14 protein-coding genes are annotated in these 12,302 nt (G+C 47.5%); 10 read left to right on the plus strand and 4 right to left on the minus strand.

The genetic code is table 11. The features are described from left to right. The 7 genes from ACTIE6_RS05485 to ACTIE6_RS05515 all read left to right on the plus strand — a co-directional run. Nucleotides 1-2,242, plus strand: a 2,242-nt coding sequence (locus tag ACTIE6_RS05485) for an efflux RND transporter permease subunit (protein ID WP_439555671.1), incomplete at its 5' end; no start/stop codon positions are given. A 94-nt stretch (nucleotides 2,243-2,336) separates the two neighbouring features. Next, nucleotides 2,337-3,239 (plus strand): bestrophin family protein, encoded by a 903-nt coding sequence (locus ACTIE6_RS05490; RefSeq protein ID WP_439555672.1) that lies wholly within the window; start codon nucleotides 2,337-2,339, stop codon nucleotides 3,237-3,239. A gap of 151 nt (nucleotides 3,240-3,390) precedes the next feature. Continuing rightward, nucleotides 3,391-4,530 carry a hypothetical protein gene (locus ACTIE6_RS05495; RefSeq protein WP_439555673.1) on the plus strand — a complete coding sequence of 380 codons (1,140 nt, stop codon included), beginning with the start codon at nucleotides 3,391-3,393 and terminating at the stop codon, nucleotides 4,528-4,530. Further along, nucleotides 4,514-5,032, plus strand: a complete 519-nt coding sequence (locus ACTIE6_RS05500) for a sensor histidine kinase (protein ID WP_439555674.1) — start codon at nucleotides 4,514-4,516, stop codon at nucleotides 5,030-5,032. Before ACTIE6_RS05495 ends, ACTIE6_RS05500 begins: the two co-directional genes overlap by 17 nt. Next, nucleotides 5,032-5,778: a LytR/AlgR family response regulator transcription factor gene (locus ACTIE6_RS05505; protein WP_439555675.1), complete on the plus strand. Its 747-nt coding sequence runs from the start codon at nucleotides 5,032-5,034 to the stop codon at nucleotides 5,776-5,778. Before ACTIE6_RS05500 ends, ACTIE6_RS05505 begins: the two co-directional genes overlap by 1 nt. A 125-nt stretch (nucleotides 5,779-5,903) precedes the next feature. Further along, on the plus strand, nucleotides 5,904-6,341 hold the full coding sequence (locus ACTIE6_RS05510) for a rhodanese-like domain-containing protein (RefSeq protein ID WP_439555676.1): 438 nt from the start codon (nucleotides 5,904-5,906) through the stop codon (nucleotides 6,339-6,341). Nucleotide 6,342: 1 nt separating this feature from the next. Continuing rightward, nucleotides 6,343-6,870: a TlpA family protein disulfide reductase gene (locus ACTIE6_RS05515; RefSeq protein WP_439555677.1), complete on the plus strand. Its 528-nt coding sequence runs from the start codon at nucleotides 6,343-6,345 to the stop codon at nucleotides 6,868-6,870. Between the two features lie 12 nt (nucleotides 6,871-6,882). Here ACTIE6_RS05515 and ACTIE6_RS05520 read toward each other — a convergent pair whose 3' ends face one another. Further along, the gene (locus tag ACTIE6_RS05520; RefSeq protein WP_439555678.1) at nucleotides 6,883-7,206 is read right to left on the minus strand and encodes a winged helix-turn-helix transcriptional regulator; all 324 of its coding nucleotides are present in this window, start codon (nucleotides 7,204-7,206) and stop codon (nucleotides 6,883-6,885) included. Between the two features lie 142 nt (nucleotides 7,207-7,348). Here ACTIE6_RS05520 and ACTIE6_RS05525 point away from each other — a divergent pair, with 142 nt between their 5' ends. Further along, nucleotides 7,349-8,266: a ClpXP adapter SpxH family protein gene (locus ACTIE6_RS05525; protein WP_439555679.1), complete on the plus strand. Its 918-nt coding sequence runs from the start codon at nucleotides 7,349-7,351 to the stop codon at nucleotides 8,264-8,266. 55 nt (nucleotides 8,267-8,321) lie between these two features. Here the strand turns inward: ACTIE6_RS05525 and ACTIE6_RS05530 are convergent, their stop codons facing one another. The 3 genes from ACTIE6_RS05530 to ACTIE6_RS05540 all read right to left on the minus strand — a co-directional run bounded on the left by ACTIE6_RS05530 (nucleotide 8,322) and on the right by ACTIE6_RS05540 (nucleotide 10,200). Then, nucleotides 8,322-8,777 (minus strand): ferritin-like domain-containing protein, encoded by a 456-nt coding sequence (locus ACTIE6_RS05530; RefSeq protein WP_439555680.1) that lies wholly within the window; start codon nucleotides 8,775-8,777, stop codon nucleotides 8,322-8,324. Between the two features lie 117 nt (nucleotides 8,778-8,894). Then, nucleotides 8,895-9,293, minus strand: a complete 399-nt coding sequence (locus ACTIE6_RS05535) for a Dabb family protein (protein WP_439555681.1) — start codon at nucleotides 9,291-9,293, stop codon at nucleotides 8,895-8,897. 37 nt (nucleotides 9,294-9,330) lie between these two features. Then, nucleotides 9,331-10,200, minus strand: a complete 870-nt coding sequence (locus tag ACTIE6_RS05540; RefSeq protein WP_439555682.1) for a 3-keto-disaccharide hydrolase — start codon at nucleotides 10,198-10,200, stop codon at nucleotides 9,331-9,333. Nucleotides 10,201-10,317: 117 nt separating this feature from the next. On the opposite strand from ACTIE6_RS05540, the gene ACTIE6_RS05545 reads away from it, so the two are divergent. Next, nucleotides 10,318-11,154, plus strand: a complete 837-nt coding sequence (locus ACTIE6_RS05545) for a helix-turn-helix domain-containing protein (protein ID WP_439555683.1) — start codon at nucleotides 10,318-10,320, stop codon at nucleotides 11,152-11,154. Nucleotides 11,155-11,350: 196 nt separating this feature from the next. Further along, a partial coding sequence (locus ACTIE6_RS05550; protein WP_439555684.1) for a phospholipase C occupies nucleotides 11,351-12,302 on the plus strand: 952 nt, incomplete at its 3' end.

Raw genomic sequence — 12,302 nt, forward strand, 5'->3', positions numbered from 1 at the left:
GACAGAAATGAAAAAGACCTTTCCAAAAGATCTGGATTATGTAATTCCAACAGAAACAGCAACTGTTGTAAAGGTCTCGATCGAAGAAGTACTGCACACTTTTGCGGAAGCGATGATCCTGGTTGTGATTGTGGTGTTCCTGTTTCTTCAGAACTGGCGCGCCACATTGATCCCGATCCTTGCGATTCCCGTTTCCCTGATCGGTACCTTCATTTTCTTTATTCCATTTGGATTTACGATTAATACACTGACACTCTTTGCATTTGTACTCGCCATTGGTATTGTGGTCGATGATGCGATTGTGGTGGTGGAAGCTGTGCAGCATTATATTGATGAGAAGAAAATGTCGCCCAAGGATGCTACTGTTCAGGCGATGAAAGATATCTCCGGGCCCGTTATTGCTATTGCATTGATCCTTGCGGCCGTTTTCGTGCCGGTAAGCTTTGTGCCCGGGATTGTAGGACGCCTTTACCAGCAGTTTGCGATTACCATTGCCGTTTCTGTATTGCTGTCCGCATTTGTTGCGCTTTCGCTGACTCCTGCTTTGTGCTCAATCATGCTGAAACCCACCAAGGGTGCAGATGAAAAGAAAAACTGGCTGGAAAAGTTTTTCGACCGCTTTAACAGATGGTTTGATAAGCTTTCTCATGGTTACACCCGCGGCGTGTCCAAATGGATCAAGGCAACTCCATTGGTGCTTGTTATGATGGTCTGCTTATTTGTAGGCTTGTTCTTCCTTTTCAAAAATAAACCTTCCGGCTTTATCCCGGTTGAAGATGAAGGACGTCTTTTTGTAACTTATGAAATGCAGGAAGCAACTTCAACTGCGCGTAACGTTGCGATGATCAAGGACATTATGCAGCGCGTTTCTTCTATTCCGGAGGTGCGTGTCGTAGGTGGTCTTGCGGGATTGAACATTATCAGCTTTTCTAATAAGTCCAATGTTGGTACCATGTTTGTCAATCTGAAACCCTGGGCAGACAGGAAAGGCGCTGAACACCACGTGCAGGCTGTTATCAAGGAAATCCAGAAACGGACAAGCGATATCAAGGAAGCACGCGTACTGGCCATTGCTCCTCCCGCCATTCCTGGTTTGGGATCAACCTCCGGTTTTACCTTCCAGTTACAGCAATCAACCAGCACGGATAACATTCAGCAGTTTGAAACCGTTATGCGCAACTTCCTGGGTGCTGTTAACAAGCGACCCGAGATTGCAATGGCATACACCTTCTTTAATGCCAGGACGCCAAGTTACCAGATTGATGTAGACCGCGATAAGACTAAAAAACTGGGCGTACAGGTTAATGATGTATTCAGCTCATTGTCCACGCTTTTGGGAAGTAGCTATGTGAACGACTTCAACTTGTATGGCCGTAACTTCCGTGTAATGGTGCAGGCAGACAGCAGCTTCCGGTCTTCATTGGAAAACATTCAGAAGTTCTACGTCCGCAACCGCGAAGGCAATATGATTCCGCTCAGCTCCCTGGTGAGTTCCAAAGTAGTGGAAAACCCTGCATTGATTTCCCACTACAACATTTACCGTTCTGTGGAGATCAATGGTACGCCAAAACCTGGGTTTAGCTCCGGCCAGGCAATACAGGCATTGCGTGAAGAGGCGCAGAAATTACCTGCGGGTTACAGCTACGAATTCTCGGGTATGAGTAGCGAGGAGATCAAAGCGGGTGACAGTACCACCACGATCTTCGCAATTTCGATCGTGTTCGTGTTCCTGTTCCTGGCTGCACTCTATGAAAGCTGGTCAATCCCGTTCTCGGTTCTTTTTGCTGTGCCAATCGGTGCATTCGGGTCGATTCTGACACTTACTTTCCTGCCGAATTTGTCTAACAACATTTATGCACAGATCGGTTTAATTACATTGATCGGTCTCGCCGCCAAGAATGCGATCCTGATCGTCGAATTTGCAAAAGAGCGGGTCGACCATGGAATGGAACTCGTAGCAGCCACACTGGAAGCAGTGCAGCTGCGTCTGAGACCGATTATCATGACCTCGCTTGCATTTATACTCGGGGTACTTCCGCTTGCATTTGCGAGTGGCGCCGCGGCCGAGTCGCGTAAGACAATCGGATGGACTGTATTTGGCGGGATGCTTGCCGCAACTTCGCTGGCGATCTTCGTGGTACCGGTCTTGTTTGTTGCCATCGAAAAACTGGCAATGGGCAAAAAAGGGCATCATAAGAAAGACGATGGTACAACACCAGCGACAGAGCCGGCAGCAGTCTGATCAACCGGCATAATATTTTAAAACGGAGCTTTGAGGGTCGACTCAGAGCTCCGTTTTTTTATTACCTTTTCAAAAAAGATTTCGAAATCAGTTTATGTACGTAAAACAAGTATTTTCGATCTGGCGGCTGCTGAGAGGCATTTGGGCCGGAGTCGTCGCAGTGACAGTCTACGCAACCCTCGTTTTCTATCTTTACAGTACCAAAAACTGGCATTTTCTCTCTTTTCCGATTTCCATTATCACCATTCTGGGCACAGCGCTTTCCTTGCTGCTCGGTTTCCGGACCAACTCCGCTTACGACCGCTGGTGGGAAGCCCGCAAGGTCTGGGGCGCCATTGTAAACGACAGCCGCACGCTGATCCGCCAGGCGAGCGCATTCATAGATACGGAACGGAACGAGAAAGACGAAGCTGTATCCAACCTGGCGCATTTGCAGATTGCCTGGTGCTACGCGCTGGCCAATTCGCTGCGGCGAAATCAGGTGCTTGTATACGCCGACCTGCATCTGAGCGCAACCGAGTTGGAATACGTATCGGGCCAGGACAATGCCCCGAATGCAATCCTGAACCTTATCCAGTTTAGAATGGCCGCGCTGCACGAGCAGGGAAAAATACCGACTTTGCTTTATCAGAATATCGACGATACCATTCAGCGATTGTGTAACTCTATGGGAATGTGCGAGCGCATTAAAAACACGATTTTCCCAACCCAATACAGCTTTTTCGTATTGCTGGTCATATTCATTTTTACATTGATCCTGCCAATGGGACTCGTGGAAAGCATCGGCCGGATTGCTATTCCCATCACTTTCGTGATTTCCTTTCTCTTCTTTTATGTGGAATGGATCGCCTATATCCTGCAAAATCCATTTGAAAACGGGCCTAATGATATTCCGATGACATCACTGTCGCGCACAATCGAGATTAACCTGCTGCAACTGATCGGCGCTGACAAAGTACCTGAAAAGATCCTTCCGAAGAACGGAATTGTGATGTAGCTGCCGGTTATTCGCGGAGAAATTAGCCGGGCAACCTGATTAGATTCAGGCTGATCCTGCATTTTACACATTGACAGGTGTTATCCGCACAATCCCAGTTTTTCCAGCCTCTATGCTGCCTGATCTTTGCCATGAACCAAACTTCTGAAGTATGAAATCATGGAGATCATGCTGGCTTGTTGCACTTCTGGTTACCGCCGCATTGAATGCAACCAGTCAGATCTTACTGCTCGAAAAAGGCGAAAACCGCTTTCTTATCAATGAAAAAAGTGTGCAGCCGCGACTTGATCTGATCATCCAAAGCTTCACCGAACAGGAAAAACGGGAAGTGGCCGGCTACGCGGTGATTGATACCATTACAAAACCAACTTTCATTTTCTCCAAACCAGGAATTTATTATGTGAAGGCCGGCAGAATGGCCGAGCGGCTGATTCCCGTAATCCGCAATGCTGACAAGTTGAACGCAGGCTACCAGGTTCTTTTGGACGGAAAAACACCCAGCCTTGATCAGCGCAGCAATGCTGTAAATGCGTATAGGATGGACGATGAACAATGTGCAGCCGCGCCGGCCCTTCCATTCGGACCGGATAGCACCACAATCTCACTTCTGGATTCCTCCGGTAAGCTCCTGAGTGAGCTCAGGATAAGATTTCAATATCCGAAACCCGAATTGTTTTATGTAAATATCAATGTAAACATGAATGCGGGACTGGCCGATACAAGCCAGTTGCGCAAATTCATGCACTTTTATAACCGGGCTCCGACCCGCTACTCACAACCCAACGCGGTTCCCGACAGCCTGTCCATCGCAGAGGAAGAGATTTTTTTTGGTTTCAAAAAAGCTTACTACGACGGCAAAATACAGCCGACAAGAATCCAATACTGCATTGGTCCAAGAGGGATTTGGATCGGTACCGTTAAAGAACTAACGCCATTTATTGCACTTAAACAATCCAATGAGAACTGGACCTGGCTGGTTGACGGTAAATACGAGCTGCAATTTTCATACAGCGCCGAACGGAAGAACTTTGGCACTTACCCTTTTGCAGTAGACCATCACTGGCTTAATAGCATTGCCTACAATAGTCAGTTTATGATCTTCATTCCAATTGCTTTGCTCTACAAACAACCCTGGATCTCGCTGCTCCTTATCAGCATTCTCATTTACCTGTGGTTCCGAAGCAGATTAAAGAAGAGCCGGCAACTCGCAGCCAAAACCAATCTGGAACTGCAAGCCATTCAACCCACATTTCATTTTCAATGCGCTGGGCTCATTGCAGGGATTAATTAACAAAAATGAGATTGACCGCGCGAATACCTACCTCTCCGGTTTCAGTAAACTGATGAGAAATACGCTCACGCAATCTGAAAAGGATATGGTGCCGCTCTCGGTCGAAATCAGCAATATTGAAAATTATATCAAACTGGAACAGCTCCGTTTTGGCTTTAAATACCAGATCGTGGTCGCGCCAGCATTAAGCAACCTGCAAACCGAAGTGCCGCCGCTACTGATCCAGCCCATTGTAGAAAACGCGATCAAACACGGGATTTCTGCACTGGGGGCGAATGGACAACTGAATGTATCCTTTGTAAAAAGCGGAACGGACCTGGTCATTGAAGTAAAAGATAATGGAAGCGGATTTGACATTGCCCGCAAAAGCAGCGGAAAAGGACTCAATCTGACAAGCGAAAGAATCAAGCTGCTGAACAGGCAGCGGCGTTTGATCAGCATGCAGACCGAGTCGGGAGGCAATGGAACGCGGGTGACGATAACTCTTAAACAGTGGCTTTGATGCAGGCAGTGATCATTGATGATGAAGTGCATAATGTAGACAACCTGATCGCATTGCTGGCGAGGTACTGTCCGCAGGTGACGGTTGCCGGCCGCGCTGGAAATGCAGACGATGGGGCTGAATTAATCATTTTGACAAAACCCGACATTGTTTTCCTGGACATTCAAATGCCTGGGAAGAACGGATTTGAAATGCTGAAAATGCTGCCAAGTCACCATTTCGAGCTGGTGTTTGTGACTGGCTACGACCAGTACGGCATTCAGGCGATCCGTTTTTCTGCATTGGATTACATTATGAAACCCATTGATCCGCAGGAACTTCAAACGGCTGTGCAGCGGGCGCAACAGAAGATTGATCAGAAAATACAGAATGCGCAGGTGAAGAATTTAATGGACCTGCTCGTTACGTCGCGCCAGAGATCAGAACACCGGATCGGGCTTTCTTCTGCCAAAGAGACGAGGTTTGTAAAAGTTTCGCAGATTATCCGCTGCCAGGCTGAGAACAATTACACGATTTTCTTTCTGGACGGAGGCGAACAAATGCTGGTATCCCGGCCGATGTTTGAGTACGACGAAATGCTTTCCGGCTACGGATTTCTGCGCCCGCACAACTCGCATCTGGTTAATCAAACCTATATCAAAAGCCTTGTTAAAGAAGATAGCGGCTACCTTATTATGGAAGATGGCGCCAGAGTTCCTGTTTCACGGCTGAAAAAAGATGTTGTAAGAAAGGCGCTTTCCGGATAGCAACCGGCTCGCCATTTTGATCGCAGTATGACATTTAAATGCGGCCAGAATGCAGCTTTTGTTCTCAGCGACGTTCTTAGATAATACATCACAAAGACGTATTTTTACCAAAACCTTAATTCACGATGAGAAAAATCAGCATCATCGCCAGTCTTGTACTTGGCATATTTACATTCAATATTGCGCAGGCGCAGGTTACCAGGGAACCCTGGACAGCAGCCGAGTTGAAATCTGCCGAAGACCTTGCAAAGCAAATCAATAATCCTTCCGCAGCGCAGCCGGTCATCATCAATGTGGGTCCGCAAGCTGTGATCAAAGGTTCGTTGGACGCGGGCGCTGCGCATGAACATGGTAATATCGACCAACTGAAATCCATTCTTGCCAAACAGGATAAAAACCGTGAAGTAGTACTTTACTGCGGATGCTGCCCATTCGAAAAGTGCCCCAATATTCGTCCTGCATTCGCTGCATTGAAAGACCAAAACTTTACAAAACCCCGCCTGCTGGACATTCCTAAAAACATCAAAACCAACTGGATCGACAAGGGATATCCTGTAAACTGATATGTTAAATCAACTGAGCAGATTCCTTTTAGCCTTATCGCTGGTACTTGCATTTTCATTTCACACCAATGCGCAAGGTACCGTAGTGAAAGTGGGGAATGCAGCACCCGAAATCGCATTGCCGGGGCTGAAAGGTGATACCGTCAGATTATCCTCGCTGCGCGGAAAAGTGGTTCTGATTGACTTCTGGGCTAGCTGGTGCGGACCCTGTGTGCAGGAGCAGCCTGAGTTGAAAAAGCTGCATACCCAATTTGCAAAACAAGAGCAATTTGAAATCCTGGGCGTTTCGCTGGACAGTAAAAGACCCGCCTGGGAAAAGGCAGTAGAGAGGCTGGCGATCACCTGGACGCAGGTAAGTGACCTCAAATTCTGGATGTCGCCAGTGGCGGGTACCTACGAAATTGAAGCGCTTCCATTCAATGTGCTTGTGGACAGATCCGGGAAAATCGTGGCCGTCAATTTACACGGCAAAGCGCTGGAAGATGCTATTGCATTGCAGGTGAAAATGCCTGCAAAAAACCCTCATTGAAGTTGATTTAACTTACTCAGCCAGGTTTTCCAGTTGTTTAAAAATGGGGATAACCGACCTGCCTTTCTCAGAAAGTGTGTATTCAATGTGAAGTGGTTTCTCATTGATAATGGTTTTCCGGATCAGATCCTGCTCTTCCATTTCTTTCAATGCGCTGGCAATAGCCTGTTTGCTCGACCCTTCCAGCTCGCGCAGCAATGCATTGAACCGGACCGGCTGCTTCAATGCGCTGCGGAAGATTTGCGGCTTCCATTTGCCAGATAGCTGTTTGAGCAAACTCTCCGCCGGGCACTGGCGCTGGGCCTCACTTTCATTTTCCATATGCTTAACTGACATTTTGCTGTTGATCCCGCGTCTTGTACAAACTAGCAACAGGATAGGCTGTGTAAAAGTTACAGATTACAGGCAGTCAACTTTTTTTGACTAATTGATCTGCATGCGATACTTGCCGAAATTTGTATCAAAATCAATATCTGATATGGAATCAACACCGAATAACCCACTTTTGTGTGATATAGAAACGGGCGTTTGCGAAATGCCCGGCTTATCCACTGATACAACAACGGGAACCGAAATCCCCGCTTCTGCTCCGGTAAAAATCATCTATTTCACAGACCCGATCTGTTCCTCCTGTTGGGGAATTGAGCCGCAGTTACGGAGGCTTAAACTCGAATATGGACAGTATATAGAGGTAGAATATTGCATGGGCGGACTATTGCCGGATTGGAGCTACAACAGTGGCGGCATCAGCAAGCCTTCTGACGTGGCTTCGCATTGGGACGAAGTCAGTTTGCACTACGACATGCCGATCGACGGAGATGTCTGGCTGGAAGATCCGCTGCATTCCTCCTACCCTCCCTCCATTGCATTCAAAGCCGCTCAGTTGCAGGATACTGACAAAGCCGTTTATTTCCTTCGCGAATTAAGGGAAATGCTATTTCTCAAAAAGCTGAATATCACTAAATGGGAAAACCTGGCCGCAGCCGCTGCAAAAGTCGGGCTGAATACCGGTCAGCTGGAAAGTGATTTCAATGAAAAAGCAAATGAATTATTTAAGGAAGACCTGGCACTGGCGGCGCAGCTGGGCGTGAGAGGATTCCCTACCCTGTTCTTTGTAAATGCGCAGGGTAACCAGCAAAAAGTGTATGGGACCAAACCTTATGCAGTCTACGAGGGGGCTTTGCTGGACCAACTGCCAACAGCAGCTAAGAAGGAAATTGATACGAAATGGGATAGCCTTTTCAGCAAATACAACTCGCTGACCGCACGCGAATTTGCCGAACTTTCAAACACTCCCCGTGACGAGGCGGAGGTACAATTGCGTAAACTTACCGCGGAAGGAAAACTGACCGAGCTGGCCACCAAAAACGGCTCTATGTTGACAGTCGTGAAGTAACAACAAAAAAAAGCTGCCTTTTCGGGCAGCTTTTCCATTTTTGCTATTGATCGGATTATGCCTTTGCAATATCTCTCAATGCTTTGATTTTATCATGAGCAGCATTGATTTCCGTCGCCTGGCTTCTTACAACCTCGATTGCGCTTGCTGGCAGATCTGAGCTTGTCAGTGCATCCTGGTAAGCTTTCTTGATTGCGTCTTCGCCACGTTCGGCTTCTGACAAAATGCTTGCACGGTCGCTACCGCCAAACAGCGATTTTACGTCAATCCATGCACGGTGCAAAGTACCACTTACGCTGTTTCCTGTTTCAACTTCGTCGGCAGCGCCTACGATTGCTGCCAGCTCCTGGCCGTTTTTGCGGCTTTGCTGTGCGTAGCTTTGAAACAATTCTTTCAAGTCAATATTTTCGTCTTGAATGTCTGCTATTACTTTTTCAAATCCTGCTACGCGGTCGTTATTGATTTCAATCAGATCATTAATTACGCCGGTTGCGTTTCCAACAGTTGCCATAATGTGTTTTTTGTTTGTTTGTGATGACTGTACGAATATCGTGCCAGCCGGCATCTCCATCGTCCTGCCTCAATCCACACATTCACCCACTATACAGCATAAATCAACACCTACCAACTACCGCTTTGGCCCAACTGAATCATAAATCACCACTTTCTCCCACAAGTGCGCGTAGTTGTTTCTGAAATCATCGTGGATCGGGTGTTTCTGGTAAGCCTCTTCATCCGCCGGATTGTCGAAAAAGCACAGCCACGAGTAGGCATAGCTCCGCTCGATTACGTCGCGGTTTGTATCTGCAGGTGTGCCGATATGTACCATTTTGATGGTCGGGCACTTGGCCAGCTTGTTCAATCCTTCCAGCAACTTATCCTTATCTCCTGCATTTCCCGGATTTTTCAGGTAAAACAGCACGTGGTGTACAAACACATTTTTAGGTGCAAGATCCGTAGCGCCGCCGATTACCAGGCCGGCCGAAAGGCTGCTTTTAACAAAATTCCTTCTCGATTGTTGCTTCATTTTCAAATGATATGAATTGTGATACTTATTTATTCTTTTAAAACAATCCCGCATATTCCTTGGGCATAGCGCTAAGTTCTTTGATGAGAATATCGCGATAAAAAACTTCCGCGGCCTCGCTTTGCAGCTGAATTTTACCGCTGATCATCGGAACTTCCTTACCCTCAGGCGTGATGTAGCGTGAATTGTTGAGCACCATCACCACGTGCCCGTTGACAATGTGCAGGCTCTTTCCTTCGTAGCAGATCAGTTCGAGGTTGGTCCATTCCCCGGCCGGACTTTCGTGATTCACCGAGCGCATGCAGTAATAATCCGAGCCGCTCTTGAAAGTCCCGTAAGGTTGCTTGTGGTCAGCAACGCGGTTCATTACGCCTTCCGCCGGAAAGGAGCGGATATCAATCGCAGAACTGGCCTGGCACCAGAAATCGCCCATGTGTCCTTCCATGATCTGGAACTCCTGTGAAAGCATCCAGGTACGCCAGTATTCTGCGCCTGCTTCGCCGGTGGAGTGGTACAGTATACCCGAGTCGCGCAGCTTGTCCAGCCGCGGTTCATACTTTTTCTCGCCCCATTTGACCGCGAGCTTCAAGTGATAATTCTTGTATGATTTGCGTGTAAAAAGACAACCATAAGTCTCCCCGCTTACCCGCAGCACAGGTTTGCCAGACTGTTCTGTTACTGAGAAAACGTTTCCTTTGTCCTTGTTATAACCAATAGGTGCAATCGGATTCCCAGACTGATCGGTTGGTATTTTTCCATTGTAGCCTGGCTTGTGGTTGTAGCTCAGGTAATTTTCCCATTGCGTCAGGTCTTTGTCCAGCAGCGGAGTCCACTCAGCAGGTTTTTGCATTGAAAACAATGCCAGCGAGACTGTCAAGCAGGAAAGTAGAATAAAAGTTTGTTTCATAGAAATGTACAGATTGCCTTGTTCGTCCAGTTTATAAAAGCAAATTTAGCTCGTCGTAACCCAGCCTTATTGTAAAAATCCATTGTAAATTGGTAGGTTTACGATAATCTCATTCCCATGAAAAGGTACGTACTTCATACGCCATTCAGCATTTACCATTTCGAAGCTGTGAAGTGGGTGCATTCGGTGCATAAGCATACCTACTTTGAGATCATTTTTATACTGAAAGGAAGCGGCACCCACCACATCAACGGGAATGCATTTGCGTACGCCGCCGGTGATGTATTCCTGCTCGGCCCGGAAGATTTTCACTATTTCGACATCCTGGAAGTGACCGAATTCAGCTTTGTCCGTTTCAACGAATCCATTCACAAGCAACTGCCCGGCGACAAAGACCATCCCTGGCAGCCCATTATTCGTGGGCTGCTGCATACTTCCTCGCAAAGCAGAGGTTCCATTGTGCAGGACAAGCAGGAAAAAGAGAAGCTCCACCAGCTGCTCGCCGTTCTGGAAGCAGAATCTGCCAATGATCAGTCGCAGTATTTCGAAGTAATCCGCGACAATTTAATGCGCAGTATGCTGATCATTCTGGCGCGCAATCTGTTCAGCCAGGCCCAGAGCAAACCTGTGCAGCAGGATTCTATCGAAGCAATTCTGATGTATATTAAAAAGCACATTTACCAGCCCGAGGAGCTCACCATCGAACATCTGGCTCATACTTTTCATTACGCGCCGGCGTATATCAGCATCTTTTTCAAGAAACATACCGGTGAATCTGTAAAGCAATACATCATCAAACACAAGGTCAAGCTCATAGAAGCCCGCCTGCTTTACAGCCAGATGACACTCAGCGAAATTGCCCACGAATTCGGCTACACCGACGAAAGCCACCTCTGCAAACAATTCAAAAAATACACAGGAACAACGCCAATCCTGTTCCGGCAACGTGTGTAGGGAGTCTTTTTTATGCCCTAAAACATTATAAACCCATCCCCCGCCTGCTTTGTTTAAAAGTCTTATACCTCCTATTAAAAATCATCAAATCGTAACAGCGACTTAACATTGGGAAATGCGGGCTGCGATAATTTTGCACTTCTTTTTCTCATCGCCGTATTCAACGCGACTAAGCTCAACTACCAATAAGTATCAAATGGATTCACGCAGAGACTTTCTAAAAAAAGCGGCTATGCTGGCTGGTACCGGCACCATGGCGAATATGCTGCCGCCTGTTATCCAGCAGGCGCTCGCTATCGACCCGGAACCCGGAAGTACGTTCTACGACGCTGAACATATCGTTTTTTTAATGCTCGAAAACAGGTCCTTCGATCACCAGCTCGGCACTTTGCAGGGCGTGAGAGGGTACAATGATCCGCGGGCAATTGACCTGCCGAATAAGAATAAGGTCTGGTTCCAGTCCAATAAAGAAGGCGATACCTACGCGCCTTTTCACCTGAATGTAAAGGATACCAAAGTAGCCTGGATGGGATCGGTGCCCCACGGTTGGAGCGACCAGACAGATGCCATGAATGGCGGCAAGTACGATCAATGGCTGGACGTGAAAAAGCCCGGCCGCAAGGAATTCTCCCATATCCCGCTCACCATGGGCTACTGCGACAGGTCCGATTTCCCGTTCTACTACTCGCTGGCGGATGCATTTACGGTTTGTGACCATAACTTTTGTTCAAGCATCACGGGTACGCACCCCAACCGCTACTATTGGATGAGCGGGACCGTTCGCGAGAAAAATGAGGCTGAGGGAATGGCACACTTGTGGAATATCAGTAACTACGTTTATCCTGAACTGACCTGGAAAACTTTCCCTGAGAGACTCGAAGAAATAGGCGTTCCCTGGAAGGTGTACCAAAACGAGATTACAATGGGTTACGGGTTAAAGGGCGAGGAAAGTGCCTGGCTGAGCAACTTCGGAACCAATGTGCTTGAATATTTCAAACAGTACAATGTACGGTTCCACGAAGGCGGTATTGCCAATCTTCAAACCAAAAAGGATGCTATTCTCGAAACCATTCAGGAGCTGGAAAAACAACCGGGTGAGGGCAATGCACAAAAACTGGCAGCTGCACGGAAGTTACTCGCAAGCATCG

Origin of the sequence: Dyadobacter sp. (assembly GCF_051859145.1) — a bacterium.
In the GTDB taxonomy this organism is placed as follows: Bacteria; Bacteroidota; Bacteroidia; order Cytophagales; family Spirosomataceae; genus Dyadobacter.